This is a genomic window from Methylocaldum sp. RMAD-M, assembly GCF_017832375.1.
GTDB lineage: Bacteria > Pseudomonadota > Gammaproteobacteria > Methylococcales > Methylococcaceae > Methylocaldum.
This window is the reverse complement of record NZ_JAFIBZ010000004.1, coordinates 125718-139882: the sequence shown is the minus strand read 5'-3', so window position 1 is coordinate 139882 and position 14165 is coordinate 125718. Positions and strand designations below refer to the sequence as shown.

Annotated in this window: 12 protein-coding genes and 1 tRNA gene; 6 read left to right on the top strand and 7 right to left on the bottom strand. The window is 57.0% G+C overall.

Annotated features, from left to right (window positions below; all coding sequences use genetic code 11):
• Positions 1-40 precede the first annotated feature (40 nt).
• Positions 41-1627 carry a glucan biosynthesis protein D gene (locus JOD69_RS05760; protein WP_086134838.1) on the bottom strand — a complete coding sequence of 529 codons (1587 nt, stop codon included), beginning with the start codon at positions 1625-1627 and terminating at the stop codon, positions 41-43.
• Between the two features lie 597 nt (positions 1628-2224).
• Between JOD69_RS05760 and JOD69_RS05755 the strand changes: the two genes are divergently transcribed.
• From JOD69_RS05755 to JOD69_RS05740, 4 genes are all read left to right on the top strand, one after another.
• A complete protein-coding gene (locus JOD69_RS05755; RefSeq protein ID WP_086134837.1) occupies positions 2225-3808 on the top strand; it encodes a DUF4118 domain-containing protein in 1584 nt (527 codons plus the stop codon).
• Positions 3805-4509: a response regulator gene (locus JOD69_RS05750; RefSeq protein WP_086134836.1), complete on the top strand. Its 705-nt coding sequence runs from the start codon at positions 3805-3807 to the stop codon at positions 4507-4509. The genes JOD69_RS05755 and JOD69_RS05750 overlap by 4 nt, the downstream gene beginning before the upstream one ends.
• Before the next feature lie 218 nt (positions 4510-4727).
• Positions 4728-6155 carry a sodium:proton antiporter NhaD gene (gene nhaD, locus JOD69_RS05745; RefSeq protein ID WP_077730945.1) on the top strand — a complete coding sequence of 476 codons (1428 nt, stop codon included), beginning with the start codon at positions 4728-4730 and terminating at the stop codon, positions 6153-6155.
• Positions 6156-6283: 128 nt separating this feature from the next.
• Positions 6284-7741, top strand: coding sequence for a potassium transporter TrkG (locus JOD69_RS05740; RefSeq protein ID WP_077730946.1), 1458 nt, complete (start codon positions 6284-6286; stop codon positions 7739-7741).
• A gap of 182 nt (positions 7742-7923) precedes the next feature.
• Here JOD69_RS05740 and JOD69_RS05735 read toward each other — a convergent pair.
• Together JOD69_RS05735 and JOD69_RS05730 are read right to left on the bottom strand one after the other, a co-directional pair.
• Positions 7924-7999, bottom strand: a tRNA-Glu gene (locus JOD69_RS05735).
• A 193-nt stretch (positions 8000-8192) separates the two neighbouring features.
• On the bottom strand, positions 8193-9212 hold the full coding sequence (locus JOD69_RS05730) for an isocitrate/isopropylmalate family dehydrogenase (RefSeq protein WP_086133004.1): 1020 nt from the start codon (positions 9210-9212) through the stop codon (positions 8193-8195).
• Positions 9213-9374: 162 nt separating this feature from the next.
• Here JOD69_RS05730 and grxD point away from each other — a divergent pair, with 162 nt between their 5' ends.
• Positions 9375-9710: a Grx4 family monothiol glutaredoxin gene (grxD, locus tag JOD69_RS05725; protein WP_077730948.1), complete on the top strand. Its 336-nt coding sequence runs from the start codon at positions 9375-9377 to the stop codon at positions 9708-9710.
• Here the strand turns inward: grxD and rnt are convergent.
• Positions 9699-10349 (bottom strand): ribonuclease T, encoded by a 651-nt coding sequence (gene rnt / locus JOD69_RS05720; protein WP_086133005.1) that lies wholly within the window; start codon positions 10347-10349, stop codon positions 9699-9701. The two genes, grxD and rnt, sit on opposite strands and share 12 nt — an antisense overlap.
• Positions 10350-10500: 151 nt before the next feature.
• On the opposite strand from rnt, the gene JOD69_RS05715 reads away from it, so the two are divergent.
• Positions 10501-11307: a VacJ family lipoprotein gene (locus tag JOD69_RS05715; protein WP_086133006.1), complete on the top strand. Its 807-nt coding sequence runs from the start codon at positions 10501-10503 to the stop codon at positions 11305-11307.
• A gap of 193 nt (positions 11308-11500) precedes the next feature.
• Here JOD69_RS05715 and JOD69_RS05710 read toward each other — a convergent pair whose 3' ends face one another.
• From JOD69_RS05710 to JOD69_RS05700, 3 genes are all read right to left on the bottom strand, one after another.
• Positions 11501-12661: a nucleotide pyrophosphatase/phosphodiesterase family protein gene (locus JOD69_RS05710; protein WP_086133007.1), complete on the bottom strand. Its 1161-nt coding sequence runs from the start codon at positions 12659-12661 to the stop codon at positions 11501-11503.
• Between the two features lie 85 nt (positions 12662-12746).
• A complete protein-coding gene (locus tag JOD69_RS05705) occupies positions 12747-13157 on the bottom strand; it encodes a DMT family transporter (protein ID WP_086133008.1) in 411 nt (136 codons plus the stop codon).
• Positions 13154-14026 carry an aldo/keto reductase gene (locus JOD69_RS05700; protein WP_077730953.1) on the bottom strand — a complete coding sequence of 291 codons (873 nt, stop codon included), beginning with the start codon at positions 14024-14026 and terminating at the stop codon, positions 13154-13156. The genes JOD69_RS05705 and JOD69_RS05700 overlap by 4 nt, the downstream gene beginning before the upstream one ends.
• Positions 14027-14165 lie beyond the last annotated feature (139 nt).

Below are 14165 nucleotides of genomic sequence, written 5' to 3'. Positions count from 1 at the left end.
ACCCTACAAAAATCAATTCCTGATTGAAAGCGATTTGGAATTAGGCCGGGCCCGCGCGGAACTGGTAGAGCCAGGTTTCGGTCAGCGCATCGCCGTTGCCGCGGATGTAGAGCCGGAGCTCGACAGGATCGCTGCCGGTCGGGACGAGGTCGAAGATAGCCCTCCAGCGGCGCGTGCCCGGCACCGGCTCGATGAAGGCGCCGGAGACGGTTCCGCCGGACGCGGAGACGACCGGTTCGGCCTTGACCGAATCGCCCCACAGCGGATCCAGCGCCGAGCCCGCGAATTCGACGCATATCTTGTACACGCCCTTCGGCCGAGGTTTTCCCGGCTGACCGCCACGCCCGATCCGGGTCGCCACGCAGCGGGCCACCTGCGCCGGGTAGGGCTCGTCCCCCAGCCAGTGCAGCCGATAGCGCAGCCGGTAGGAGTTGCCGGCACGCGCCGGTCCGTCCGGCCGCCAGTAAGCCACGATGTTGTCGTGGATTTCGTCGTCCGTAGGCAGTTCCACCAATTGGACGGCGCCGGGGCCCCAGTCGTCCAGCGGCTCCACCCACAGGCTGGGCCGCCGTTCGTAGTTGACGCCGTCGAGATAGTTTTCGTACACCCGGTCGCGCTGCATCAGGCCGAAACCTTTCGGCCCCTTGTCGGCGAAGCTGGAGGTCACGGCGAAGGGCTGATTGATCAACGGACGCCAGAGCCGTTCGCCGTTGCCGTTCCAGATCGCGAGACCGTCGGAATCGTGGACTTCCGGGCGCCAGTCCTCGCGTTGGCGTTTCTCCTTTTCGCTGAACCAATACATGGAGGTCAATGGGGCCAGTCCCAACCGGGTGATGTCCTTGCGCAGGAAAAGAACCACCTCGACGTCCTGTATCACGCCCTCGGTACGCCGGATCGAAAAATGATAGGCACCGGTAAGGCTGGGGCTATTCAGCAGAGCGTAAACCGAGACCGGCTGGTCCTCTTTCCGAGCGCCCTCGATGAAAAATTCGGTGAAATCCGGAAATTCCTCGGGCGTGGGTTCGGCGGAGTCCACGATAACGCCGCGGGCGGACAGTCCGTACTGGCCCAAGGCGCCGATAGCCCGAAAATATGAGGCGCCGAGAAAGGCTATCCAGTCTTGGGTGCGCCAGTCCTTGCGCTTCCGAGATTCCTGCAGGCGAAAACCTGCAAAGCCCGTATCTTCAGGCAGCTTGCGGGCGATGCTGTCCTTGGGCATCGAAAAATACTTGGGTCTGTACAAGATTTCCCGCGCCACTCCGTGCTCCAGAACGTGCATCTTGACCGACTTCTGGAAGAACTGGCCCACGTGAAAAAAAGTAGCCGGATAGAGGGACGGCCCATTCGCGAACAAAGCATAATCGGGACGGTAACGGATATTCCCCCAAGCATCGTAATCGATCTGCTGAACGACTTTGGGCAGGGGTTTGGGTGGTGATTCATAGGGCGCCTTGGCCATGGCAGCAGCCCGCTCGATCAGCGCCTCAAAGGAAAAGAGCTGACCAGGGCCCAAACGAAGCCCTTCGGACGCAGGCGGGACAGCCCGAGCCACGTTGAAAAGCGTTCCCCCTAAGGCTACTAAGGAAGCGGATTTCAAGAATCCGCGCCGACTCAACTTCTGATTCATTGGATTGTAATTCTGTAACTGGTACTAATGACTTAGCGTTTCAATAACGAACGCCGATGAAATCGTATGAAACCGGCATTGTCTTGGCAATTCCGAGAAGTGCCCGGCTCTTGCCCCGAACGCGATTCCTAATTCCATTCGGCATTCGAGTGAACATGAAACGTAGGGTGGGTTAGCGGAGCGTAACCCACCGATTCGAGGTCGCTCGGCGGGTTACGGCCTTGGTTCCGAGGTAACGCCGCGGCCCCGATAGGCCAGAGTACGCTTGGAGGCAGCGCGGTAGGTCAATCGCCGGGGGAGCGGTTTGATATCGATCACGGTGGAGGGCGATGGCTGACATCTCGATTGCTTTCTGTTTTGAAATAAATATGCCACTCATTATTGACGCAAAATTTACACCATCTTTAGATCCGAAAGCCTAGAGTGAACGGCGCAGACCCGTCGGAACAGTACCTCGGCTACGCATGCTTCGAGAGAGCTTTAGCAAGGATATCGGCACACTAGGATTAGTCCAAAGACGCGATTGAGGCCGGCCGAAGTCACGAATACGGCGAGTTCGCCTCGGTCAATTCCGGCCTTTTAGAGCAGCCAAAGCGCATGGTATCCGCCACGAGCACCTCATCCCACGCCCCTACTTCCTTGCATAGGCCCTACCGCCGAGCGGTTGGATATTTCTGGGGGTTGGCGGCTCCCACGCTTTGCACGTTGATCAATTGGCCGCTGCGCGGTCAGATCAGCCCAGCGAACATCCTGATGATTTACTTGCTGGGCGTGTTTTTCGTGGCTATCCGGTTCGGACGCGGCCCCTCCATCCTGGCCTCTCTTCAGAGCGCCGGGACTTTCGCCTTTTTCGTTGCCCCTCCGATTTTTTCCTTCGCCGTCTCCGATACGGAGCATCTGATCGGCCTTGCCGTCATGCTGATCGTTGCGGTCGTGACCAGCAGCCTGATGGATGCGCTTCGATCGCAGGCCGCCGTGGCGGCGCAGGGGGAACAGCGCGCCTCGACGCTGTACCGGCTGAGCAAGGAACTGGCCGGTACGCGCCAGGAGGCGGACGTGATCGCAGCCGGCATCAAACATATCTACTCCGAATTTGGGCTCCCGAACACCCTGCTCGTTCCGGACGGCCAAGCCCGGCTGCACTGTCCGGAAGGCGATCTTTGGCCGCCAGGCATGCCGGATCTGGATCTTGCCCTTGCACAACAGGCTTTTGACCAGGGGCAACCGCAGCCGCCCGGCGGCGGCACCGACACAAATTCTGTAGGGACCTCGCTCTACTGGCCGCTGGTCGGCTCCGAAGGCGTCCTCGGCGTATGGGTGATGGCGCTCCCGGCCCACCGAAGGCTTTCGTCGGAAGAACGGACGCTCCTGGATCTCTTTCTCCATCAAATCGTTCAATCTCTGGAGCGGGTTCGGGCTGCCGAACAAGCTCGCTGCACAGCCATCCGAATAGAGGCGGAAACCCTGAGGAATTCGCTGCTGAGCGCCATTTCCCACGATCTCCGCACCCCGCTTTCGACGATCGTCGGCGCCTCGGGAACGCTGGTCGAAGGCGACGAACACCTGGATGCCGAGCACCGCCAAAAGCTGATCCGAGCGATCCATGAGGACGCGAAGCGAATGTCCGATCTCACGCATAAGATCCTGGACATGGCCCGGCTCGAAGCCGGGAAGGTTGCTCTGAATCGACAGTGGTACGCCCTTGAGGAAATCATCGGCAGCGCCCTGCGCCGGATGCGAAAACAGCTTCAAGACCGACCGGTCACGGTCGAACTGGATAACGGATTGACGCTGGTCCATGTCGACGCGGTTTTGATGCAGCAAGTCTTGGTCAACCTTCTCGAGAATGCCGTCAAATATACGCCGGAAGCGAGCCCCATCGAGATTACCGCAGAACTGTCCCCGAAATTGCTGACCCTCTTCATAGCCGACCGGGGTCCCGGAATTCCGGAAAAATTCGAGCACCAGATCTTCGACAAGTTCTTCCGCATTTACCCGGAAGCGCCTCAGGGCGGCGCCGGACTCGGCTTGGCCATCTGCCGGGCCATCATCAGCGCACACGGCGGCGACATTCGCGTCGAGCCCCGGGCCGGCGGAGGATCCGTCTTCCGCTTGGAACTGCCGCTCACGGAAACGCCGCCGGACATCGAGCTGGAAAACGAGGCTTTATCGCGGTCATGACGGAAACCCGCCCCGTCATATTGGTCATCGAGGACGATCCGCACTTGCGGATGTTCTTGAGCACCTGTCTGAGCGGCCAGGACGGTTGGTCGGTGATCACGGCCGAGACCGGGACCGAGGGTTTGGCTTCGGCGCGAAGCGCCAAACCGGCACTCGTGATCCTCGATCTTGGACTGCCGGACATGGATGGCGTGGAGGTGGTGGATCGGTTACGGAAACGCACTGGAGTCCCTCTGATCATCCTGTCGGCCCGAAATCACGAAAACGACATCACCCAGGCTCTCGATGCCGGCGCGGACGATTACCTGACCAAACCCTTCAGTACGGCGGAACTCGTGGCGCGTATCCGGGCATTGCTGCGGCGTGCCTCGCAGCGTTCGTGGGGACCGCCGCGCGATGTGTTTCAAGTCGGCGACCTAAAGGTCGAACTGACCCGGCGGAAAGTTTCTCTCGAAGACCGCGAGATCCATCTCACGCCGATCGAGTATCGCCTACTGACCGCCCTGATCAGTCATGCGGGAAGTGTCGTCACCCACAGACAGCTGCTGAACGAGGTCTGGGGTCCGGGCCATACCGAGCACAGCCATTACGTCCGGATTTACATGGGCCAGTTGCGACACAAGATCGAGGCCGATCCCGCCAGACCCCGCTATCTCCTGACGGAACCCGGTGTGGGATACCGTCTGTGCGACGACGAATGATCGAAGACCCACGAGCGCGTGCATTGATGCAGCCAAGCAATGACCGGCGGCGCTCGCCTTTGCATGATCAGGTCTGCATTGCCTTTTCGTTCAACATTAAACAGCGGAATGCCATCCATGCTTCACGTCTTAATAACGAGACAAGCGGGCAGCCGTCATCAGCGGCTGATCGGTCAAGAAACACGGCTACATCGTACTCACCAACAAGCCGATCAATCATGAATAAGAAATGGCTGATGATCGTGCTTGCCGCCTTACCGGTCCCGGCCCTGAGCGCCGAGGGCAGCCTACCGCCGCCGCTGGATCTGACCCATCATGCCGTCGGCTATCTGGCCGTCGCGATCTTCCTCGGAGCTTATGCGCTGGCCATGATCGAGGAGGTCACGGAACTCAGGAAATCGAAGCCGATGGTTCTTGCCGCCAGCCTCATCTGGGTCTTGATTGCTGCCGTATACGTCCGGGACGGCCTTGGCGAGCAGGCCGAGCAAGCATTCCGCACTGGGTTGGAGGGGTACGCGGAGCTATTCCTGTTCATACTGGTTTCGATGACCTACCTCAACGCCATGGAAGATCGGGGGGTGTTCGAATCCCTGCGTATCTGGCTGCTGCGCAAGGGCTTCAGCTATCGGCAGCTGTTTTGGATCACCGGATGCCTGTCCTTCTTGCTGTCCTCGGTGTGCAACAATCTCACCACCGCCCTTTTGATGGGCACCGTGATCATGGCGATGGGGCGGGATAACCGCCGCTTCATCGGCGTGGCCTGCGTCAACGTGGTGGTTGCCACCAATGCCGGCGGCTCCTTCAGTCCGTTCGGCGATATCACGACCCTCCTGGTCTGGCAAAAAGGGGTCGTGCCGTTCATCGAGTTCTATTCGTTGCTGGTCCCCTCCATCGTCAATTTTGTCCTGCCGGCAGCCATCATGTACTTCTGGGTTCCCAAGGAAAAGCCGGCACCCGCTCTGGAGGCTTTCGCCCTGCGGCGCGGGGCGAAAACGATTATTCTGTTGTTTCTGTTGACCATCGTCACCGCCGTCTGTTTCGAGAACTTCCTGAGTCTCCCGCCGGCCGCCGGCATGTTGGCGGGGCTCACCTATCTGAAATTCTTCAGCTATTACCTGCAGAAGACTGCGGCGCCACGCGGCAATTCGGGCGAAGTCGCCGATACCGATGCCATGGAAATCCCCTACGACCTGGAGGAACGGCATCATTTCGACGTATTCCACAACGTCTCGCGATTGGAATGGGACACGCTGCTGTTCTTCTACGGCGTCATGGTCAGCGTCGGGGGTTTGAGCTTCATCGGCTATTTGAACTACGCCTCGCAGTTCCTTTATACCGATCTCGACCCCACCATCGCCAACGTGCTGGTGGGCATCATCTCCGCCTTCATCGATAACGGCACCATCATGTTCGCCGTGCTGACGATGATGCCCGATATCTCACAGGGGCAATGGTTATTGGTGACGCTGACGGCGGGTGTCGGGGGAAGCCTGCTCGCCATCGGCTCGGCGGCGGGTGTGGGACTTCTCGGTCAAGCCAAAGGCTTCTATACCTTCAGCACGCACCTGAAATGGGTTCCGGCCATTGCGCTCGGGTATGCCGGCAGCATAGTCGCGCATTTCGTGATCAATGCCCGGTATTTTTAGCGCGCCGGGTAAGTTCTGGAATGGCTATCGTCTCAAAGAAAATGGGATAGTGATCGCTTACGGACGGAAATTCCGATGCCTTTTATTCTGCGCATACAGAAATCTTAAGAACAAAAAAGCATTTCAGCATGATTCAATTTCTGTCACTGGCCCGGGTTTTCGGGCTGATGCTAATGGTCTTCAGCATGACCTACATCTTGCCTATTTTGACGTCGCTCATTTATCGGGATGGGACGGAACTGCTTTTCATCGAGGACATGCTGCTCACCTTGGGTGCGGGTTTGCTACTTTGGATACTGACCCGCCAATTCGATAGGGAGTTAAAGGCCAAACAGGGCTTTATGCTGGTGGTGCTCGCCTGGACCGGAATGGCCGCCTTTGCAACTTTTCCACTGATGTCGTATCTGAAGAACCTGTCGTTTACCGACGCCTACTTCGAAACGATGTCCGGACTTTCGACTACCGGCGCCACGACTCTGACCGGATTGGATCGGCTGCCGCCCGCCATCAATTTATGGCGGCATGAACTCAACTGGTTGGGGGGCATGGGAATCATCGTCTTGGCGGTGGCGATTCTCCCGGTGCTCGGTGTCGGTGGCCGCCAGCTGTTTATGGCTGAAACGCCCGGCCCCATGAAAGACAGCCAGCTCACGCCGCGCATTACCGAGACGGCCAAGAATCTCTGGCTGGTTTACGGCAGCATCACCGTGGCCTGCATTTTTGCCTTGAAATGGGCAGGGATGACGTGGCTGGACGCTGTCTGCCATGCATTTGCAACCTTGTCGCTCGGCGGGTTCTCCACCTACGACGCCGGTGTCGGCCATTTCAATTCGCCCGCAATCGAGGCGGTTTTGATCGTTTTCATGCTGCTGGCGGGGATGAACTTCGCCACGCATTTTCTGGCGCTCCGCGGCAGGAGCCTGATGCCGTACAAGCATGATGTCGAGTTGCTACCTTATCTGGTGCTTGTGGTGGGCAGTTGCGTGGCAATTGGGCTTTATCTGTGGCTTCAGGGCACTTATGCGGATTTTCCGACCGCCCTTCGCCACGCGAGCTTCAGCTTGGTGTCCATCGGCACCGACTGCGGGTTTGTCACCGCCGATTTCAACGAGTGGCCGATTTTTGCGCCGCTGTGGATGTTCTTCGTGAGTTGCGTTGCCGTCTGCACCGGATCCACCGGCGGCGGCATCAAGATGATGCGGACCCTGATTCTCGTCAAACAAAGCCAGCTCCAGATGTTCCTGCTGACTCACCCCACTTCGGTCAACCCGCTCAAACTCGGCAATATGGTCATTCAGTCACCGATCGTCCTGTCGGTGCTCGGATTTATTTTTGTCTATTTCATGAGCGTCGTGGTCCTTACCTTATTGCTCGTAATCAGTGGACTCGATTTCCTGTCATCGTTCTCCGCCGTGCTCGCCAGCATCAACAATGCGGGTCCGGGGTTAGGAGAAGTAGGGCCTGCCACGAATTATGGCGGATTGACCGACTTTCAAACGTGGATCTGCACCTTGGCCATGTTTCTTGGCCGCATCGAGGTGTTCACGGCGCTGATCCTGTTCACGCCGGCCTACTGGCGCAAATGAGCGTCACTCCAGAGGTTTGACGCGCTGGATGCAGCGCGATGTGGCCGCGGCACGAAAAGCGCTCCGGCAACTGCTCAAGGAACCGATTCGGTGTATTCCGGTGGAACGGAAAGGCAAGAAAGTATTGCGGGCGGAAGGACAAACGACCGTCGGGACCTTACTGTCCCAAGGTTATATAAACTTGGCGTCCCCAAGGGGGTTCGAACCCCTGTTGCCGCCGTGAGAGGGCGGAGTCCTGGGCCGCTAGACGATGGGGACGTAGCGGAAGGCCTAATAGATTAGCGCGAGACGTCCGATTGATCAAATCCAATTTTTCCTATTCGCGCCTTGGCGAACAAGGTCCGTCTGCGTTTGGCCCCATGTAAGTCGGTCATGGGGCCAATCTTGAGATACTGTGTTGGGCTGCCTGGCAGCAGAAAACTTCTACGAGAACGGTGCTTTCCGATCAGCCTTACTCGATGAGCTCGCGGATTATGGCATCGGCCATATGTTGCGTTCCGTAGGGCGAATTCGCGTTTAGGTCGGGCGTCACGATTCTGCCGTCGCGGATGACCTTACGGACGGCTTGTTCGATTTTCCGGGCAGCGTCGAGCTCCCCGATATGTTCGAGCATCATGGCGCCCGCCAGGATCATGGCCGTCGGATTGGCAATGCCCTTGTCGGCAATATCCGGCGCGCTGCCGTGCACGGCCTCGAATAAAGCGGCATCGGTGCCGATGTTCGCGCCTGCGGTCAATCCCAACCCGCCGATGAGACCTGCCGCCAAGTCGGACAGAATATCCCCGAATAAGTTGGTGGTAACGATCACATCGAACACTTCCGGCCTCATGACCAGTTGCATCGAGCAGGCGTCGACGATCTTGTCTTCGAACTCGATCTCCGGATAAGCCTTGGCGACTTCCCGACCGATTTCCAAAAACAGCCCGGAGGTACACTTCAAAATGTTGGCTTTGTGCACCAGCGTCACTTTTTTGCGCTGGGTTTTGCGCGCATATTGAAAGGCGTATTCGATGATCCGTTCGGAGCCTTTCTTGGTAACGATCGCGATGCTTTCTGCTCCCAGTTTTTCCGCATCGACCTTGATGAAATGCTCGATACCGGCGTAGAGGCCTTCCGTATTCTCGCGAACCGTCACCAGGTTTACATTTTGAAACGGTGTGCTGGTGCCTTCGAAAGAAATGGCCGGACGAACATTCGCATACAAGTTGAATGTCTGTCGCAAGGTTACGTTGACGCTTCGGTAACCCCCGCCGACCGGCGTGGTCAGCGGGCCTTTGAAGCAAATTCGATTGTTCCGGATTGATTCGATGGTCGCATCGGGCAATGGATCGGCATGTTTTTCGACAGCCGCCATGCCGGCTAATTGCCGATCCCAGTGGATTCTTACGCCGGTCGCTTCGATCACGCTGACCGCGGCATCGACGATGGAAGGTCCGATACCGTCACCGGGAATGAGGGTAATCTGATGCATGCAGAGAATTCCTTATTTATTTTGAGTGATGAAATTGTCGCTTTAGCGGATTATCCAACAGTAAACGACAAAGTTTAAGCATCAGAGTCGGCCTTCCGAGCGCCGATCATTTCTGATAGATTCACTAAGGTATTTTATCCACTTTAATTTGAGACAGCCGGTATGGATGTTACAGAACGCATCAAGAAACAACTCGCCGAGAATCCGGTGATCCTTTACATGAAGGGGTCTCCCGATTTTCCTCAGTGCGGCTTTTCGGGACGGGCAGTGCAAATTTTGGAACGCTGCGGCGTCGAGTACGCTTACGTGAACATCTTCGAAGATCCCGAGCTGAGAGAGGGGCTGAAGGTATTTTCTCAATGGCCGACGTTTCCGCAGCTTTACATTAACGGCGAGCTGGTCGGCGGAAGCGATATCATGTTGGAGCTGTTCGAAAGCGGCGAGTTGCAGAAGCGGCTGAGCGAAGCGGCTCCTACTTCGGTGGATTCATCCGAGTAAATCCTCCGGGCTGCCTTTTTCAATCGTTACCAGGTCTTTCCAGCGATTTACGATCGTACAGAACAGGCGAGCGGTTTGCTCGGCGTCATAAATCGCGGAATGCGCTTGGTCGTTGTTCCACTCGAATCCCGCCGCTTGCACCGCCTTCGCCAGCACGGTTTGGCCGTAAACCAGACCGCTTAAAGTAGCGGTATCGAAAGTGCTGAAAGGGTGAAAAGGATTCCGCTTGATCCCGCACCGCGCTACTGCCGCGTTCAAAAAACCGATGTCGAAGGCGGGATTGTGCCCGACCAGGATCGCCCGAGTACACTCGGTGCGCCGGACGGCGGCGCGAACGGGCTGGAAGATCTTCGAGAGCGCTTCCTTCTCATCCACCGCGAATCGAAACGGGTGATAAGGATCGATCTTGTTGAAACTCAAGGCAGCCGGATCCATGCGAGCACCTGGAAACGGCTTGATATGAGTGGAATGGGTCTCACAGATCTGGAGATGGCCGTTGCCGTTCATCTCGGGAATAACCACGGCAATTTCCAGCAAAGCATGTTCCGAAGGGCTTAGACCCGAGGTTTCGACGTCGACGACGACAGGCAAATAGCCGCGGAAGCGGCGCGCCAAACTGGCGAGATGATGATCAGGCATTATTCGATCGCATTTTTTTCTCGACTAGGTTCGCTAAGCTCATTATATTTTCCCGTCAACTCGAATTTAAGTTCACGGTAGCTCGAAGCTTCGCCCTGGATATGCTAATTTTAGAGAAAGCCTGATCGACTTCGGGAAAGGAACAAAAAAAATGAAAACAACTCGCCAGTTACGCCCTTCATTGCCGGTCTTCGGACTCGCGCTTATCGTGAGTCTTGCCGGCTGCGCGACCGCCACCAAGCATGATCCACGCGACCCTTGGGAAGGGTGGAACCGCGGCGTTCAGAAATTTAACGATACTCTGGACGATTATGTCATGAAGCCCGTCAGTCAGGGCTATCAATATATCACGCCGTCGTTCGTCGATAAGGGTATCACCAACTTCTTCAGCAATGTGGACGACATTGGCGTAATCGCCAACGACCTATTGCAATTCAAGCTTCTCCAAACCGGGCAAGACACCGGCCGATTCCTGGTCAATACGGTTCTGGGTGTGGGCGGATTCATCGATGTCGCCTCCAAGCTCGATCTACCGAAACACAACGAAGATACTGATCAGACCTTGGGCGCCTGGGGCATTCCGTCGGGTCCCTATCTGGTTCTGCCGTTCATCGGACCGAGCACGCCCCGCGGCGCCCTCGGCTTGGCCGGAGACACCGCCGCCAACCCCATTAACTGGATCACTCCGGCCGCGATTCCCTATGGAACGGGCACTCTGAAAACGGTCGACATGCGCGCCGACCTGCTGAGCGCCACCAAAATCGTTGACGAGGCCTCGGTCGACCGTTACGAGTTTATTCGTAACGCTTACTTTCAGCAGCGCAATTACCTGATCCATGACGGCAACCCTCCTCTGGAGGATGAGTTCGAGCAGGAAATGGACCTTGAATTGGAAGGCTTGAGCCCAAACAACGGAGATACCGAAAAGAAGGAAAAACCGGAAAACGAACAGCTTTAAGCGCTACGTCAGAAGACGCATAAACCGGCACCGGACGTTCCCGTGCCGGTTTTTTTCTTTGCACGCCTACCTTCGAATCCATTCGCATCGTGATAGACAAAGCTTCGACTCTTCGGGTCGAAGTGCGATCTCCGAGGCCGCATCTAACCGAGTCTCCGCATAACCCGAGCCTACTCGTACGCAGCCTTCCCGCCTAAGCCGCCGCCACGATAAGCGGGACGAACATCTCCTCCGGGCTCATGCCGCCGTGGACACCGATCTGCCGATATGGGCGTTCGCCGGGGAGCCAATCCTTTATCACGTAATTCTCCTTCATGATCAGCATGTAATCGCCTATGCGTTCGGTCAACCGGGGGTGAGGCGTGCCTGAACCGAAACAGCCGGAAGCGAGAAGATCCCGACTGAGATGCAATTCGAGGTAAGCGGCCAAGTTATCTTGTACATAACGTTCGAAGCGTTGCGTCTCGCCCGATTTCACATAGCAATATGCAGCCCGTCTTTCACCGCATAAAGGTAATATCAGGCATTCATTCAGCTCCGAATGATCGTCCAGCTCGATGACACGCTCGGGGCTGGTATCGATTTGACCGTGGTCCGCCGCGACGATGAGCAGCGTATCGCTTCCCGCAATGTTTCCGAAAAACGCCTCGAAGGCGCTGTCCAGTTCAGCCAGATGCTGTTCCGCCTCCGGGCTTGCCGATCCATTCTCATGGCCGATATGGTCGAGCTCAGACCAGTAGGCATAAATGAATTTGCGATGAACATCCTTCCGGAGAGTCCGAACGATCACGCCGAAAAATTCCTCGATCGTATCGAAATCTCGCAATTCGGCTCTGCCTTGATGCGCCAAATTGAAGTCCGAATGGGCTATACGGCGCGGGGAAACGATATAGCAAGGCAGCGGAATGCGATTGAAGATCGGCACATGGCCGAAAAATTTTTCGGCTTCGATGCCGCATTTCCCCAGCGGTATCCCGCCGTATCGAGGCACACCAGGCAATACCGACAGTACGGCACCCAACTCCTTGAAATACATGTGCCATCCGGTCAAACCGTGCTGTTGCGGCGCCAGTCCGGTCAAGAAGCTCGTTATGGCCGTCGCGGTAGTGGACGGAAAGACCGATGTCATGCGTCCGCGGAGATGTTGCCGCAAGAAACTGCCGCGGTCCTGCCTGATCAAGTATTCATAACCGAGTCCATCGACTACGATCAGAACAACATTGCGGTAAGCGCCCACCTCCGCCGATGACAGGCCGTTGAGGGGCGCATAGCCGTTCGGCTCGCCACCGAGCCCGGTAATGAGCGAGCTGAGCAGATTTACGATGCCGGCGCCTTGATAGTCCGGTAATTGCATGCGCGTTTTATTCCCTGGCAAGCATCATTGCCGGTATGGGCTACGCAACCTTAAGGCGCGTTGCGCAGAACCGACTAATCGCTCTTCAAGTGCTAACCAATACCATCGCGATCAGACCTAGTACGATCCCGATCGCTTGCTTGAGAGTAACCGACTCGTTCAAGAAAAAATAGGCCAGAACCACGGCGACGGTCGGATACAAGGCCGTAGCCGTGGAGACCAACACAACCGGGCCTTTGGTCATGGCGTAAAGATAAGCGAAAGCTCCCATGGCCCCGAGGACCCCGGTGCTCAACGCCAACACCATGCCGCGCGGCTCCGTGGCCGGCTTGAAGACAAAAAGGGCCAGAACAACCAACGCTACGACGAGCCCGCCGGCAGCCTCGTAAATAATGGCGCTTTTGGGATCGATATAGCGCGTGGTGAGTTTCGGCAGAAATGCCCAAATTCCCCAGCAGATGAATGCCGTCGTCGCGGGCAAAAGCCAATGAGTCACCGAAGTTCCGGTATGTTGTCGATTGCGCGAACATCCTCCGGATCGAGGTGGACGTGCAAGGCGCGCATGCTGTCCGCGATGCTGGTCGGCTTGCTGGCTCCCGGAATGGGAATGATATGCTCGCCTTTGGCCAGCAGCCAGGCCAAGGCGATGCCGTAACGGGACGATCGGTACTTTTCGGCCAGACGTTCGAACAATTCGCTGTGACCGAGACGAACGTGACCGTAGTGTCCGCCTACCGGACTATGAGGGATATAGGTGATGCCTTTCAAACCGCAATAGTCGATCACGCCGTTGGCGAAATCCTGCTTTTCGAACGGATTGCAACGGTTCTGGACGGAAACGATAGGCGCGTGATCGAGAGCGGCCTGGAGAATGTCCAGGCTAGTGATATTGGATAGCCCGATATGCCTGATTTTGCCTTCGTCCCGGAGCTTTATCAGCTCTTCCAGAGAAGGCAGCAAGCCGATATTGGGATCAACGGCATGAAGCTGATATAACTCGATGCAATCCGTCTTCAGGTCTTTGAGGCTTCGTTCGCAGGACTCCCGCAAAAATTTCGGGTCCCCGTCGATCACCCACTCGCCGCCCGGGCGCCTGAGACCGCCTTTGGTTGCGATGACAACCTGATCCCGTTTGCCGAGTTGGTCCAGAACTTTGGCGATGAGGCGTTCATTGTGCCCGATGTCGGAATCGTCCAGACAATAAACGTTTGCCGTATCGATAAAATTGCCGCCCTCGGCGAGAAAGGTCTCGATGACCTGAAACGCTTGTTCTTCGCTGGGCCTGCCTTGGATGGACAACGGCATGGCACCTAGCCCAACGGGCACAACCCTAATGCCGGTACCATCTATCTCTCTTTGGCTCATGAAGCTTCCCTCCTGGCTACGCGCGACGCAGCAAACTGGCGATCGTTTCGAAGATCATAGCATCGTTGGCGCGCGCCCTGCTCGCTCGATGGAACCTCAGTCGAGAAATTCGCTTTTCGCGGCTTGCGTTTACGCAAAT

Coding starts and splice junctions, on each gene's coding strand:
- JOD69_RS05760 (WP_086134838.1), bottom strand. CDS start 1,627: ATGAATCAGAAGTTGAGTCGGCGCGGATTCTTGAAATCCGCTTCCTTA.
- JOD69_RS05755 (WP_086134837.1), top strand. CDS start 2,225: ATGGTATCCGCCACGAGCACCTCATCCCACGCCCCTACTTCCTTGCAT.
- JOD69_RS05750 (WP_086134836.1), top strand. CDS start 3,805: ATGACGGAAACCCGCCCCGTCATATTGGTCATCGAGGACGATCCGCAC.
- nhaD (WP_077730945.1), top strand. CDS start 4,728: ATGAATAAGAAATGGCTGATGATCGTGCTTGCCGCCTTACCGGTCCCG.
- JOD69_RS05740 (WP_077730946.1), top strand. CDS start 6,284: ATGATTCAATTTCTGTCACTGGCCCGGGTTTTCGGGCTGATGCTAATG.
- JOD69_RS05730 (WP_086133004.1), bottom strand. CDS start 9,212: ATGCATCAGATTACCCTCATTCCCGGTGACGGTATCGGACCTTCCATC.
- grxD (WP_077730948.1), top strand. CDS start 9,375: ATGGATGTTACAGAACGCATCAAGAAACAACTCGCCGAGAATCCGGTG.
- rnt (WP_086133005.1), bottom strand. CDS start 10,349: ATGCCTGATCATCATCTCGCCAGTTTGGCGCGCCGCTTCCGCGGCTAT.
- JOD69_RS05715 (WP_086133006.1), top strand. CDS start 10,501: ATGAAAACAACTCGCCAGTTACGCCCTTCATTGCCGGTCTTCGGACTC.
- JOD69_RS05710 (WP_086133007.1), bottom strand. CDS start 12,661: ATGCAATTACCGGACTATCAAGGCGCCGGCATCGTAAATCTGCTCAGC.
- JOD69_RS05700 (WP_077730953.1), bottom strand. CDS start 14,026: ATGAGCCAAAGAGAGATAGATGGTACCGGCATTAGGGTTGTGCCCGTT.